Below are 14,632 nucleotides of genomic sequence, written 5' to 3'. Positions count from 1 at the left end.
CGGGTCACCGTGAGGCCCGGGGGGTGGTGGTGGCGAGGTAGGTGGGCCAGTCGGCGTGGGTGGTGATGTCCTCGGCGCCGTCGAGGGCTCCTGGTGCGCAGGTGAAGCCGAGTACCTCGCGGCCGTCCTCCAGGGTCACCGGGGTGATCGCCATGGGGGCGGCGAGCTGTCCGAGGAAGTCCGTGAACCCGTCCGGGGTGAGTGCCCACAGTTCTCCGGTGATCGACGCGCCGCCGGTTTCGGTCCGCCAGACCGCGGGCTTCGGGGGTGTGGTGGCGAGTCTCGCCATCCGGTAGGCGGGTGCCGTCCGTACCGTACCGAGCAGGCGGGCTCCGGTGTCGGCCAGTTGGTGGTTCAGGGGCTGGCCGGTCCGATGGGCGCCCATCACCATGAGTTCGCGGTACGGCGCGCCCCAGAGCTGAGCCGGTGGCAGGGCGTCGGTCAGGCCGGCGCGGGCGGCGACGTCGGCCAGGGCGAGGTCGTGGTGGGCGCGGCCGACCAGGGTGACGCCGACGGGCCGGCTCGGTGTCGAGCCGGCCGCCGGGACCGCGAGGGCGCTGAGGTCCAGGAGGTTGACGAAGTTCGTGAACGTGCCGTTGCGCGCGTTCGCGCCGACCGGGTCGGCGCGGACCTCGTCGATGCTCGGATGGCCGGGCGTGGTCGGCAGGAGCAGGGCGTCCAGCGGGGTGAGGATCTCCGCGGCGATCGCTTGGGCCGCGACCAGTCTCTGCTGGTCGCGGACGAGATCGACGGCCGCGAACCGCCGGGCGGGCAGCACGATGGAGGCGACGGTCGGGTCGGCCTCCGGGCCCAGCTCGGCCAGCACGGCGCCGAACGCGTACGCGCGCTCGGCCAGGAGGGCGCCGTCGTAGAGCAGCTTCGCGGCGTCGAGCAGGGGGGTCGGGTCGATCTCGGTGGTCCCGATGCCTGCCGCGGTCAGGGCTTCTACGGTGGACCGGTACGCCGCTCTGCCGTGCTCGTCGACGAGCGCCAGCGTCGCCTCGCCGACGATGCCGACCTGTCCTCGGGACGCGGAGAGCCGGGCGTGCCGCTCCCAGGGCCTCGACGCCGCGCCGGCCGTCATGGCCTCCATCGCCGCGCCCGCGGTGGTCAGCGTACGGGCGAACACCGACACCGTGTCGTAGCTCGGGGAGGCCGGGTACACACCTGCCGAGGAGAGCATGCCGAGGGTCGGCTTCACCCCGACGAGATGGTTGAACGCGGCGGGTACGCGTCCGGAGCCGGCGGTGTCCGTGCCCAGCGCCATGTCCACCAGTCCCAGGGCGACGGCCAGCGCCGAGCCGGAGCTGGATCCGCCCGCGACAAGCGCCGGGTCGCTCGCCGACGCCGGTGTCCCGTACGGGGTACGGGTGCCGACCAGGCCCGTCGCGAACTGGTCCAGGTTGGTCTTGCCGACCACGACGGCACCGGCCTCCTCCAGCAGGCGGACCGTCTCGGCGCCGGTGGCGGGAGTGTGCCGTACCCCGGGCGCTCCCGCGGTCGTCGGCAGGCCGGCGACATCGATGTTGTCCTTGACCGCGACGGTCGTCCCCGCGAGGGGCAGCGTCGCTCCGGCGCGGACGCGTGCGTCGATCTCGTCGGCCAGCGCGAGCGCGCGCTCAGGCTCGCGCAGGGTGATCCATATCTCGGGGCGTGCGGCCGCGCGGATCCGCTCGTAGCAGGTCTCGACGGCCCTTCGTGCAGTGGTCAACCGGTTCTCCTGGGGTGAGCGGCGTCCGGCGCCGGCCCGGCGGGCTGGAGCGCTGGAGTGGAGGAGGGAAGGGGGAAGAGGCAAGGGGGAAGTACGGTCCGGGCGTGGCGGCGCCCGGGCCGGAGGAGAGCGGCCTGTCGTGCGGGGGGGTCCGGAGGTCAGTCGGTCGTGTGCTCGGCGTGGACCACGGTCATGCCGCGCGATACGAGGCTCTCCACGACCGGATTCCCCCGAGGGGCGTCGGTCACTATGGTCGTGATCCGGCTCAGTGACCCGACGGGCGAGAAGGACACCGCGCCCAGATGGCGTTCCTCCGCCAGCAGCACGACCTGGTCGGCGCTGGAGATCATCGCGGCCTTGAGCTGCGCGTCCGCCTCGTTGTAGTCCGACACCAGGTCGGGGTCGACGCTGACACCGGCCACGGAGACGATCGCCGTGTCCCAGCGGTGCTCGCGGAAGAAGCGCTCCGTCGTCGACCCGTAGAAGCTCAGCTCGCGGGGCCGGAGTTCGCCGCCGGGGATCAGGACATGGATGTCGCTGTCCTGGCCGAGAACCTCCATGACCTGCACGCTCGACACCCCGACCAGAGCCTGGAGATGGCGTTCACGCATCTCCAGGGCGACGAAGTACGCCTTCGTGCCGAAGTCGATGGCGATGTTGTCGCCGCGCCGGACCAGGTCGACGGCCGCCCGGGCCATCGCCTTCTTCCGGTCGACGTTCTTCCGCAGCCGCATGGAGAAGGGCGGTTCGAAGCTGCGGCCCGCGTTCAGTTCGAGTCCGCCGTAGACGCGGCGGGCGATGCCCTGGCCGCTGAGGTGGTCGATGTCCCGGCGTACCGTCAGTTCGGTGACGCCGAGTTCCTGGGCGAGGGTGGCGGTCTCGACCTTGCCCCGTTCTTCGAGGAGTTCCAGGATCCGCTGGAGACGCTCGTCACGCCGGGTTCCCACGCGTGCCCTCTCCCTTCTGTCCCGAGGCGGCGGCAGGCTGCCTCCGGGACATCAGCCGAGCCCCGGACGGACACCGGCCACGCCGAGGATCAACTCTAGCCGCTCGCCCAGCGCGAGGAGTTCCACGTCACGTCCGTAACGGCCCACCAGCTGGATCCCGACGGGAAGCCCCGAAGCGCCGAACGCGGCGGGCATCGCGAGCACGGGATGCTGCGAGGGGACGAGACGGCAGGCCAGCCGCTGCCACTCGAAGTACCGGCCGAAGGCCGTGCCCTCGATCTCGGCGACCCACGGCACCTCGGCGGGCGGCGCGGTGACGGGCGCGCCGGGGCAGACGAACGCGTCGAAGTCGCGCAGGAGTCCGGCGAACTCCTGGAACAGTTCGTAGCGGCGCCGCTGTGCCTCGACCAGTTCGGTGGTCGAGTAGGCGGCCGCCTCGGTCACATTGGTGACGAAGTCGTCGCGGTACTTCTCGGGGTGTTCGACGGGGTCCCGGCCGAGCAGGGAGAACCAGCCGAACATCTCGATGGTCTGCCACGCGCGGTCGACGCCGGTGAAGTCCAGGTCGACGTCCACGACGTCGACGCCGGCCGCCTCCAGGGTGCGCCGGACCGAGCGGAACGCCTCGCGTACCTCCGTGGAGACGGGCAGGCCGCCGAGATCCTCGCTCCAGGCGAGCCGGATCGGGGTGTCGCGGGGCGTGCCGAGTTCGGCGGTGGCGCCGAGGCCGTGGCCCAGCGGGGTGAGTTCGTCCGTTCCGGTCATCGCCGAGAGCATCAGCGCCGCGTCCCGGCAGGTGCGGGCGACGGGGCCGTTCACGGAGTGCGGTTCCCAGGCGCCGGGTCCCGAGGCGGCGGGCACGAGTCCGGGCGTGGTCCTGAGGCCGACGACATTGCAGAAGGACGCCGGGTAGCGCAGGCTGCCGCCCGAGTCGGAGCCGTCCACCAGGGGCAGCATCCCGGCGGCGACGGCGGCCGCTCCCCCGGTGGAACCGCCCGCGTGCCGGGTCGTGTCGTAGGGGTTGCGGGTGATGCCGTGGACATCGTTCCAGGTGACCGTTCCGACGCCGAACTCCGGCGAGTTGGTCTTGGCGACGATGAGGGCTCCCGCCTCGCGCAGCTTGCGGACGTGGGGGACGTCGGTCTCCCGCGGGCCCCGGCCGGCGAAGGCCCGTGAGCCGCGCGAGGTGGGCATGCCGGCGACGTCGACCAGGTCCTTGATCGCGACGGGGATGCCGTGCAGCGGGCCGAGCGGGCCGCCCGCGGCGCGCACGCGGTCCGCCTCCTCGGCGAGCGCGATCGCCTCCTGGCGCGGCATCCGGTGCACGATCACGTTGATCCGGTCGTCGGTGGCGTCGATACGGTCGTAGCAGGCGCTCATCAGCTCGACCGCGGTGATCTCGCCGGCGGCGACGGCGTCGCGCAGCCGCGTGGCGGACCACCAGATCAGCTCGGAGGGTCCGGAAGCCGAAGTGTCCGGCGAAGCCGTGCCGGGCCCGCTCGTCGTGCTCGGTGTCGTCGTCATGGTCGTCCGTCCTTCATGGGTGGTACCGCCTGGCGGCGGGTGATCAGATGGGGCGGGGCCGGGTGTACGGGAGTTCGGTGAGGGCGCAGGTGAGGGCGGTTCCGTCGGGCGCGGCGACGGTGAGCAGGACGAGGGTGCTCGTCTCCCCGTGTACGGTGCGCCGGGCCGGCGCGAGGCGGAACTCCTCCTCGCCGCTGCCCGGAGCGAGTTCACGGGTCTGTCCGCCGGCGTCGAGGAGGACGCGGATGCCGTCGGGGCCCTCCGCCTCGGTACGTACCCGGACCCTCACGGAACCGTCCGGGGCGATCTCTGCGTCTCCCTCGACCCGCGCGCGCACCGGCCGGTGCGCGCCGCTCCGGCCGGTTCGGACCGCCGGGAGGGGCTCGGGGGCCGCGGGGCGAAGGTCGGGGACTCCAGGAAGCGGGTCGGGGACTGCGGGGAGCGGGGCCGGGGCGCGGGCGGGCAGGATGTGCTCGATCTCCTGCGCGATGCCGAGCAGTCGGTGGTCGGTGTACGCCGGCCCGCAGACCGTGAGCCCGGCCGGCATGCCGATGTCGTCCATCACTCCCATGGGCACGGTCACACTCGGGATGCCGGCCCGGCGCAGTACGTGATTGGTGGTGGAGAAGACCGTGCCGTCCCGCCAGGCGGCGCGGGCGGCGGCGGGGTTGGTCTCCGCATCCCAGGACCCGACGTCCGAGTTCGCGGGGAACGCGACGACATCGAGTCCCTCCCGGGCCATCCAGTCCTCGAACAGGTGCCGCCGGGCCGTGTCGAGTCCGGTGAGCGCCTCGGCGGACCGGTGCAGGACCTCCGTCTCGTCCGGGGCGTCCTGGCTCAGGATGCGGGCGAAGTCGAAGACGTCCCGGCCCGGGTGCAGCAGTCCGCTCTCGACGATGTCGGCCGACCAGGGGACGTCCGGGCGGACGGCGGCGGGCGCGACCCGCGTGAGGGAGAGCGGGTCGCGGGCGAACGCGTCGAGATGCCGCTGCCAGGAGAAGGTAATGAGCGCGTCGAGTTCGTACGCCGTCCAGCCGGCCGGCAGATAGCCCTGGTCCTCCAGCGACGGATGCCGGGTGCCGCGGCCCTCGTAGGCTTCGACCAGGGGAAAGTCGACGTGGACGACGCGGGCGCCCGCCGCGCGCAGGGTCCGCTCGGTCCGTTCCCAGAGGCGGCGGACCGACGGGCGCAGCGGCGGGGCGTCGACGCCCGGGTGTTCCTCCCCGATGTAGAGCCGGGGGACCCCGACCACAAGTCCTTCGAGTCCTTCGCGTCCTTCGCGGGCCGCCGTCGGGGCTGAGGGGACCGGTGCGCGGAGGGCTGCGGCCACGGCCTCGGCGGGTGCGGTGTCGAGGGCGCTCTGCCGGGCCCAGACGTCCCGGGGGTCGCCGCCGGCGATCACGGCGAGTACGTCGCGCAGGTCCGCCACGCTGCGGGTGTGCGGTACGACGACATCGCGGTACGGGTGGAGGGGCCAGTTGCCGGTGCTGGGCACCACGCCCCAGGACGGGGTGTAGGCGACCAGGGCGTTGTTCGACGCCGGGGAGCGTCCCGAGGACACGGTCTCCTCCCCGATCCCGAAGGCGCACAGCCCCGCCGCGACGGAGACGCCCGAGCCGATCGAGGAGCCCGAGTGCCAGGCGGCGGCGAGGTGTTCGGGGTTGTACGGGCTGCGCGTACGCCCGTACAGCCCGGCCTGACCTCCTCCGATCGCCATCGGCGGCATGTTCGTGCGGCCGATGAGCAAGGCTCCGGCGTGGCGCAGCCGTGCCACGACGGCGGCGTCCTGCCGGGCGACGACCCGGGCGAAGGCCGGGGAGCCGGCCGCCAGGGTCATTCCCTCCGCCGCGAAGGAGTCCTTCACCGTGTACGGAATCCCGTGGAGCGGGCCGCGGACCCGGCCCGCGGCCCGCTCGGCGTCGAGGGCCGCCGCGTCGTCGAACACGGTGGGACTGAGCACGGGAACGGAGTTGAGGCGCGGCCCGTCGCGGTCGAGCAGCATGATCCGCCGTACGCACTCGCGGGCGAGAGCGAGGCTGCTCGACGCGCCCGACTCCAGAAGGGCCCGCAGGTGTGCCAGCGAGGATTCCTCGATCATCTTTCTGCCCTTTCGTCTCGCTCCGCCCGGGGAGGGCGCCGGAGGAGGAAGCCAGAGGGGGAGGCCCGGGGCGGGAGCCTGTGCGCCGCCGCCCCGGGCTGTGGGTGGTGCCGGGTGCTACTGGGCCGAACAGTCGGTGCTGTAGAGGAACTTGGCGCTGTCGGCGCTGTTCACGTTGTCCGCGGTGACGAGCTTCCAGGGGGTGTTGACGGTCTTCTCCTTGACCGAGGAGGCGTCCTTCTTGCCGCTGAGGACCTGCCCCATCAGCTCCATCGAGTCGTAGCCCATCTGGTACGGGCTCTGCCCTATCAGCGCGTCGTACTTGCCGGCGCGCAGCGCCTCGACCTGGGCCTTGGACGTGTCGTAACCGATGTGGGTGACGTCCTTGGCGTGGGAGCTGGTGATGCCGCTGGCCACGCCCGTACCGGCGCCGATGTTGGTGGAGAACACGACGGCGAGGTCCGGGTTGGCGGCGAACGCGGAGCTGACCGCCTGGGACGCCTTGGCGGAGTCGCCGCCGACGTACTGGTACTTCAGGACGCCGAGGCCGCTGTTCTTCTCGATGGCGTCCTTGAATCCCTTCGCCCGGTCGGACTGGATCGCGTTGCCGGGCGAGTCGGTGACGATGAGCACCTTGCCGGAGTCGATGCCGAAGTCCTTCAGGGCCTCGACGGCGGCGTCGTAGGAGGACTGGTAGCTGTCGGTGCGGATGGACTGGAGGTAGTTGTCGTCGGAGAGGAACGAGTCGGGCATGACCAGCGGCTTGCCCTTGCCGGTGTACGGCTTGAGGGTCTGGTTGAACGCCTCGTTGTCCCAGACGGTGAGCAGGAGTCCGGAGGGGTCGGTGGCGAGGACGGACTGGAGTACCTGCATCTCGGCGTCGACGGTGGTCTCCGGGGTGCCCTGGATCTTCAGTTTGATCCCGGCCTCGGTGGCGGCCTTCTTCGCCCCGCAGTACATCGCGCCGTAGTACTCGCCGGTGCTCTCCGGCGTGACCATGGAGACGGAGAGGTTCTTGGACGAGGCCGACGAGGACGAGGAGGCCGAGGACGAATCGCTGTCGGCGGACGACGAGCATCCGGTGAGCAGCACGGTGGTGGCGAGGGCGGTGCCGGAGGCCACCGCGGTGATCAGGCGGTGCGAACGGGCGCGTGACATGGGTCTCTCCTGGTGCGACGGGGATGAGGAGTGGCGACCACGGCGGCCACGCTGCCGGGGCGGTCGGAAAGGTCCGGACGGGGTGGGGCGGCACCGTCCGGGGACAGGGGGGGCAGGGGGGTATGCGGGGGTACGGGGTGGTACGGGGGCGGCGGTACGGGGGCGCGGGGGTGCCCGCCAAGGGGACGCGCGGTATCGGCCGCCCGGACAGGAGCCTGGCTCGGAGGGCTAATCAGCGCCGGGGCGGGTGCGGTTCCCGCGGTCGAGGCTGACGGCGATCAGGAGCATGACGCCGATCGTGATGGTCTGGTAGAAGGGCGAGAGGTCGATGATGACCAGCCCGGACTGGAGGATGATCGCGAGGAGCGCTCCGAAGACCGCGCCGAGGAAGTTGATACGTCCCCCGGTCAGTGCGGTGCCGCCGATGAGCGCGGCAGCGATGGCGGCCATCGAGTCGCTGAGATGGCCGGAGATGTTGGTCGTGGAGTAGCGGGCGAGGTCGATGTATCCCGCGGCTCCGGCGAGCGCCGCCGAGAGCATGAAGATGCCGATCGTCCTGCCGAGGGTGCCGATGCCGGCGCGGCGGGCGGCGACGACGTTCGATCCCATCGCGAGGACGTGGGTGCCCCACGCGGTGGTGCGGAACATGATCCAGATGACGGCGAGGACGACGACGCTGAGCAGGGTCGGCAGGGGCAGTACGCCGAACTGAAGGGTGCCGAAGGAACTCGCCAGTTCGACGGGCAGCCCCGTGAGGTTCACCCCGCCGGCGATCACCTGGGCGGCGCCGGTGCCGATGGAGAGCATCCCGAGGGTCGCGACCAGGGAGTTGATGCCCACGAGTCCGGTCATGATGCCGTTGACGGCGCCGAGGACCGCTCCGGTGCCGACGGCGACGGCGAGCCCCACCAGCAGGACCGTGGTGGTGCCGGTGCCGCCGGCCATGGCGATCATGACCTTGCCGGACACGACCGACGACACGATGAGCACGGCGCCCTGGGAGACGTCGATATGGCCGGCGGACATCAGAACGGCCTGTCCCGCGGTGAGCAGCAGTACCTGGGAGGCCGTCAGGAGCATGCCGCGGATATTGACCTCGCTGAGGAAGGCACCGCCCGGCGAGAGGGCCTGGAAGACCGCGATCACCACGATCTCGACCAGGATGATCTGTACGGCCCGGTTGGCGAGGGCCTCCCGGACGCGGTGCGGGAGCGCCCCGGTCACCGGGGTGTCGCCGGCTGTCGGGACCTGGGTAACGGTGCTCATGGCTACTCCTCACCTACCATCACGGTCATGACGTCGGAGACCGAGAGTCCGGCCGGCCGGAGGTCGGCGACGATGGTGCCGTGACGCAGCACGACGAGACGGTCCGTCAGCTTGAGGACGTTGGGGATGTCGTGGGACACGAGGATCACTCCGAGTCCGTGGGAGGCGGCCCGGCGGATCGTGTCGAGGACGACGCCGACCTGTTTCGGGCCGAGGGCCGCCGTCGGCTCGTCGAGCAGGATGACGTTCTCGGCCCACTTCATCGCACGGGCGACGGCGAGCACCTGCCGCTGGCCGCCGGAGAGACGGGCGACGGGGAGGCGGACGTCGCGGAGTGTGGAGATGCCGAGCCGTTCGATCGCGTGCTTCGCCTCCGCGCGCATGCGCTTGCGGTCGAGGATCGCCAACGCCCCTTTGCCGCGCGTCAGTTCGTTGCCGAGGAAGAAGTTCTCCGTGACGCTGAGGTGCGGGGCGAGGGCGAGGTCCTGGTAGACGACGCCGACCCCGAGCCGCTTGGCGTCCTGGAGGCCCGCCAGGGTCTCGCCGCGGACGCTGATCCGGCCCGTGTCGGAGGCGTTGGCTCCGCAGATGATTTTCATCAGGGTGGATTTGCCGGCGCCGTTGTCGCCGACGAGGGTGACGATCTCTCCCGCGCGTACCCGCAGGTTGATGTCGCGCAGGGCGGTGATCGGACCGAAGTTCTTGCCGACCCCCTCCACCGCGAGGATGTCGCTCATGGGGTGTCTCCCTGGTTCTGGACCTCCGCGAGGACCTCCGCGTAGACATCGGTGAACTCGTCCGCGTCGTCGGCGTCGAAGACGAGTGGGGGGCGTATTTTCAGGACCTGGCCCGCGTGGCCGACCGCCGAGATCAGCACCCGCCGGTCGCGCAGCGCGCCGACCATCCGGCGGGCCCAGCGTCCGCCGTCCGCACCGTCGGTGGCGGCCATCTCCACCCCGATGAACAGTCCGGCGCCGCGTACGTCCGCCGTGATCGGGCTGGCCGCGGCGATCTCGGTGAGCCTGCCGAGCAGCTGTGCTCCGGTCCGCCGGGCGTTGTCGAGCAGGTTCCGGTCCTCGATCTCGTCCAGCACCGCGGTCGCCGCGGCGATGGAGGCGGGGTTGCCGCCGAAGGTGTTGAAGTAGCGGTGCTCCTGGGCGTAGCCGTCGGACAGTTCCTCCGGCAGTACGAGGGTGCCGATGGGGAGCCCGCCGGCGAGGGGTTTGCCGCAGGTGGCCATGTCGATGCCGTCGCTGTGGCGCTGGAATCCCCACATCGTCCCGCCGAGCCGGCCCAGACCGGGCTGTACCTCGTCGGCGACGACGAGGCCGCCCTCTTCGCGGGTCGCCCGGAACGCCTCGGCGAGCAGGCCCGGTTCGCCGGGGAAGATGCCGTCGGTCGACAGGATCGTGTCGACGAGCAGCGCGGCGAAGCCCAGGCCGTGGCGGCGCAGGTCCTCGGCGGCGGCCCGGACCGACTCGGCGAAGACGGTCCCGGCCCGGGGGCCGTGGCGGAAGGTGTCGGGGGCGTCGACCACCCGTACCCAGGGGTGCAGGGGCATCCGCGGGCCGTTCTCCGGGGAGAGCCCGGACAGCAGCCGGGTCGTGCCGTGGTAGGCGTTCCGGGTGACGACGACGCCCTGGGCGCCCGTGCGCCACTGCGCGATGCTGACGGCGAGGTCGTTCGCCTCGGAGCCCGAGTTGGTGAAGACGACCCGGTCGAGCCCGGCGGGGTGGGTGGCGAGGAAGCGCTCCGCGTAGGCGACGACGCTCTCGTTCAGGTACCGGGTGTGCGTGTTGACCTGCGTCAGCTGCCGGCGTACGGCTTCGGCGACCCTCGGGTTCGCGTGTCCTACGGCCGGGACGTTGTTGTAGGCGTCGAGATACTCGTTGCCCTCGGCGTCCCAGAGCCGGGCGCCGCTGCCGCGCACGACGTGCACCGGCTTGTCGTAGAAGAGGGGGTAGATGTCCCCCAGTACGGCGCGGCGCCGGTCGAGCAGCCGGCGGTCGGCGGCGGAGAGCGCCGAGGGGGCGCTCGCCGGGTCGAAGCGGTTGACCATCGTGTGTCCCGCGGGGGCGGCAGGGGGCGACGGGATGGTGCTGTGCACGGTCACTCTTCCCTCTCGGTGGTGCGTCGGGCCCGGGCGAGGAGGACGCGCTCGGCCAGATGGTCGTATCGGAGCTGGTAGGCGGCGCGGCCGGGGGCGCGCCGCGCGCTCTCGCGGCCGAGCAGGATCACGAGTGCCACCCGCGCCAGGACGAGGAGCGGGACGAGTGCGGTCTCCCGCTCGTCCAGTGCGCAGGCCCGGCCCGTGGTCGCGAGGTAGCGGGCAACCAGCGGGTGTTCCAGGTCTCCGAGGGCCAGGCCGAGATAGCAGGCCGTCACGGCGAGGTCGTAGACGCGCGGGGCGTGTACGGCGTCGCCGAAGTCGATGATTCCGCTGACGGCGCCGTTCTCGACCAGGACGTTGGAGAGGTTGCAGTCGGCGTGCAGCACCTGGGCCGGGAGTGTGTCGCGCACCGGGACGACGTGTTCCCGGAAGCCCGCGATGATCTCCTTCAGTGTGGTGTGCAGGAGCGGCGGAGTGTGCACCGGGACGAGATGCCCGGCGTCGAGGACCGCGTCGAGCGACCACTCGTTGACCTCGGGGACGGAGAGTTGTACGGGATCGGCGTCACGGAGGGCCGCCAAGAGGTGTGTCTGCGCGTCGGCGAGCGAGTCGACGACCGTCTCGTCGAGGGTGATGTCCTCCAGCGGGACGCCGGTGCAGAAGGTGGTGACGAGCACACTCCGTCCCTCCTCGACGGTGAGTGGCCGGCCGTTCTCCCCGGCGAGCAGCCGGGGCACCGGGAGGCGGGGGTCGGTGCGCGCGACGTGGGCGAGGAGCGCCGCCTGCATCCGCGCGGAGGCGGCACCGGCCGGGGCGGCCGGGAACTCCTTGATGACGACGGTCCGGCCCGTGTCCGTCGCGGCGATCCAGGTGCGGTCGTTCTCGCTGCCGGTCTCCCGGACGCCGGCGAGGCGCCCGACTCCGTGGGCGGCGACGGCCCGCTCCAGTCGGTCGCGCTCGGCCGGTCCGGTCACCACGGCGCTCATCCGGACCTCCGTGAGGCCGGTCGCGCGGGAGGATCGCCCGCGTGAACATACGGCATGCCAACAACTCCTTGCCCAGGAGAACATTTTTCCTGAGCAAGACGTTAGCTTTCGTGTTCGTTCTGATCCAGCTCAATCACTTTTTTTAACCATCAGGAAACTTACGGGCACACAACGGACATCTGACGCCGTTTCGGCGGGGCGCGCGCAGCGCAGCGGGAAGGCCGTCGTCATCTACATGACGGGGGTGTTCCGCGGTCACGGGCTACGGCAGGCTCAGAAGAGCTTCCGCAGGATGACTCCGAGGGAGAACTCCGTGTGCTCCCGGGCAACGGCCCCGGCGCGGTCCGCCTCTCCCTCGCAGACGGCGGTGATGAGGTCGCCGTGCTGCCGCGAGGAGATCGCGATCTCCTCCGTGCTGTACAGGGCGGCGATGCGCTTGTTGAAGTGGAAGAGCCGGTTGGCGCGGATCATCTCCAGCAGCCGGGGGTTGCCGGAGGCGGCCGTGACACTGTCGTGGAAGGAGTCGTTGTTGGAGATCCTGTCGCACAGCGCGTCCGCGGTCGGGGACGTCATCCGGGCTCTCCAGGCCGCGATGTCCCCGCGCTGCGCGGAGGTGGCGCGCAGCGCGGCCAGCCGGGCGGCCTGGGACTCCAGGCCGGCCCGGACCTCGTAGAGATGCGCCACCTCTTCCCGCGTGTACTCGTGCACCACCCAGCGCCGCCGCTGCGACCGGATGAGCCCGTCGGCCATGAGCCGCTGCATGCTCTCGCGGACCGGGGTGCGCGAGACGCCCAGCCGCACCGCTATCTCGTCCTCCACCAGGGGCGCGTTGGGCCGCAGGACACCGTCGACGATCTCCTGGCGGAGCGTCCAGTAGACCTCTTCCGACCGACGACGGGCCGGTACCCGGCCGGTGTCGCCGCGCGGCGCGTGCGGATCCTGTTCCGTCACCTGGTCCCGTCCATTCGATCCCGTGCCGCCGGTACGCGCCCGTCGTGCCTGCCCCGATCCTGCCTCAGTACACGGGGCGCTCCGCGTTTCCGGCGGGGCCGCGGTCCCAGGCGGGTACCGGAGGTGTGTAGTCGATCATGTGCGGTACCTCCACGTCCAGATACACCGGTCGCGGCCGCTCCGCGAAATCCGCCACACGCTCCTGGAGTTCTGCCGTGGAGCCGACGGTGTGCGCCTCCACACCGCAGGCCCGGGCCACCGCGACCGCGTCGATCGTTCCGGGGTCGACACCGAAGTAGCGGCGGCCGCTGTACAGATGCTGGAGCATCTTGATCCAGCCGAGGCTGTGGTTGGTGAACTGGACGAACAGAACCGGCACTTCGAGCCGTGACACCGTTTCCAGCTCGCCGCACGCCATCGCGAAGCTGCCGTCCGCGGTGAAGGACACCAGCGGGGTGCCGGGCCGGGCCATGGCCACACCGACCGCCGCCGGGATCGCGTACCCCATCGGGCCGTGCCCACGGGGCACGATGACCTCGCGCCCCGCCTCCCGCTGCTTCCAGTACGCCGCGACATTGGGCGTGGGGGTGCCGGGGTCGGCGATCACGGGAGTGCCGGCGGGCAGACCCGCGCACACGACGCGGACCACCTCGTCGGGCAGCAGCCGGGGGCCGTCCCCCGGCGCGGGCTCCACCGGCCGCGCGGCGGGAGCGGGCGTCTGCGCAGCGGCCCGTACGGCCGTCAGGCGCAGCGCGCGCTCGGAGTCGTCGACGGGTATCACCTCGGCGAGCAGCTGGCGCAGGACGGTGTCCGCGTCGCCGGGCAGCGCGATCGCTCCCGGGAAGTTGCGGCCGGCCCGCCCGGGGTCGATGTCGATCTGGATGACGGGGACGCCGCCGCGCGCCGGGCCGGTCCAGCTGTTGGTGTCGGTGGCGTTGGCGCGGGTGCCGACCAGGAGCACCGTGTCCGCCTCCCGCAGCAGCGCGTTGGCGCCGGGGAGCGCGCCGTTGTTGCCGACCACCCCCACCGACCAGGGGCAGTCGCCGCCGACGGCTCCCTTGCCGTGGATGGAGGTGGCGACCGCGGCGCCCACCGTCGCGGCGAGTTCCTCCAGGCTCCGCCAGGCGCCGGAGACATGGACGCCGGAGCCGGCGAGGACGGCGGGCCTGCGGGCGCGCGACAGCAGCCGCGCCGCTTCGGCGACGGCCGCCGCGGGCGCCCCGGGCCGCCGGGCGGGCAGCGCGGGGGCGGCGGCGTCCGGGGCGGGGCGCGCCCGCGTGGGTGCGTCGAGCACGTTCTCGGGGACGATCAGGGCGACCGGTGCCGGACGTCCCGACACCGCCTCCCGCAGGGCCCGCGCTACCAGTTCGGGCAGATCGTCCGCGCTCTCGGCGACCCGGGTCCACTTGGTCACCGCGGAGAACAGGGCGACCTGGTCGATCTCGGTCAGCGCGCCGGTGCCCCGGCTGGCCGCGTGGATGTCCGAGGTGATGAGCAGGACGGGCACACCGGCCGCGTACGCCTCGCCGAGCCCGCCCACGACATAGGTGGTGCCGCCGCCGCTGGAGACCTCGACCACGCCCACCCGGTTGCCGCTGCGGGCGTAGGCGTCGGCCATCGACGCCGCGTGCCGCTCGTCGCGGGCCAGGATGTGCCGGATGTCGTCCGCGCGCTCGTACAGGGCGTCGTACAGGGCCACCCCGGTGTCGCCGGGCACTCCGAACAGGGTGGTGACACCTCCTGCCACCAGCGCGTCGACGAGCGCGTCGCACCCCCGGCGGGTGCGCGGGGCGGGGCCGGGATCCTCGGCGGCGGCCGGGGCGTGGGGCTGGTGCTGGGGCTGTACGTCGTACACGGAAACTCCTGAGAACGGCGCCCGCG

Annotated in this window: 11 protein-coding genes; all 11 read right to left on the bottom strand. The window is 72.1% G+C overall.

Going from position 1 to position 14,632, the window contains the following annotated elements:
- Positions 1-4: 4 nt before the first annotated feature.
- On the bottom strand, positions 5-1,711 hold the full coding sequence (gene atzF / locus DVK44_RS33650) for an allophanate hydrolase (RefSeq protein ID WP_114664399.1): 1,707 nt from the start codon (positions 1,709-1,711) through the stop codon (positions 5-7).
- 158 nt (positions 1,712-1,869) lie between these two features.
- Complete coding sequence (locus tag DVK44_RS33645; protein WP_114664398.1) at positions 1,870-2,658, bottom strand: DeoR/GlpR family DNA-binding transcription regulator; 789 nt, start codon at positions 2,656-2,658, stop codon at positions 1,870-1,872.
- A gap of 51 nt (positions 2,659-2,709) precedes the next feature.
- Positions 2,710-4,182 (bottom strand): amidase, encoded by a 1,473-nt coding sequence (locus DVK44_RS33640; protein ID WP_114664397.1) that lies wholly within the window; start codon positions 4,180-4,182, stop codon positions 2,710-2,712.
- 43 nt (positions 4,183-4,225) lie between these two features.
- Positions 4,226-6,280 carry an amidase family protein gene (locus DVK44_RS33635; RefSeq protein ID WP_114664396.1) on the bottom strand — a complete coding sequence of 685 codons (2,055 nt, stop codon included), beginning with the start codon at positions 6,278-6,280 and terminating at the stop codon, positions 4,226-4,228.
- Between the two features lie 117 nt (positions 6,281-6,397).
- Positions 6,398-7,438: a substrate-binding domain-containing protein gene (locus DVK44_RS33630; protein WP_114664395.1), complete on the bottom strand. Its 1,041-nt coding sequence runs from the start codon at positions 7,436-7,438 to the stop codon at positions 6,398-6,400.
- Between the two features lie 228 nt (positions 7,439-7,666).
- Complete coding sequence (locus DVK44_RS33625) at positions 7,667-8,704, bottom strand: ABC transporter permease (RefSeq protein WP_114664394.1); 1,038 nt, start codon at positions 8,702-8,704, stop codon at positions 7,667-7,669.
- A 2-nt stretch (positions 8,705-8,706) separates the two neighbouring features.
- Positions 8,707-9,441, bottom strand: coding sequence for an ATP-binding cassette domain-containing protein (locus tag DVK44_RS33620; RefSeq protein WP_114664393.1), 735 nt, complete (start codon positions 9,439-9,441; stop codon positions 8,707-8,709).
- Positions 9,438-10,811 (bottom strand): aspartate aminotransferase family protein, encoded by a 1,374-nt coding sequence (locus DVK44_RS33615; RefSeq protein WP_228447480.1) that lies wholly within the window; start codon positions 10,809-10,811, stop codon positions 9,438-9,440. Before DVK44_RS33615 ends, DVK44_RS33620 begins: the two co-directional genes overlap by 4 nt.
- Positions 10,812-10,813: 2 nt before the next feature.
- Entirely contained in the window at positions 10,814-11,800 is a 987-nt protein-coding gene (locus DVK44_RS33610) for a phosphotransferase enzyme family protein (RefSeq protein WP_162794192.1), read from the bottom strand.
- Between the two features lie 273 nt (positions 11,801-12,073).
- Entirely contained in the window at positions 12,074-12,751 is a 678-nt protein-coding gene (locus tag DVK44_RS33605; protein ID WP_114664391.1) for a GntR family transcriptional regulator, read from the bottom strand.
- Between the two features lie 64 nt (positions 12,752-12,815).
- Positions 12,816-14,606 (bottom strand): thiamine pyrophosphate-binding protein, encoded by a 1,791-nt coding sequence (locus DVK44_RS33600; RefSeq protein ID WP_162794190.1) that lies wholly within the window; start codon positions 14,604-14,606, stop codon positions 12,816-12,818.
- Between the last annotated feature and the right edge of the window lie 26 nt (positions 14,607-14,632).

Source organism: Streptomyces paludis (genome assembly GCF_003344965.1).
Lineage (GTDB): Bacteria > Actinomycetota > Actinomycetes > Streptomycetales > Streptomycetaceae > Streptomyces > Streptomyces paludis.
This window is presented reverse-complemented; position numbering and strand designations above follow the sequence as displayed.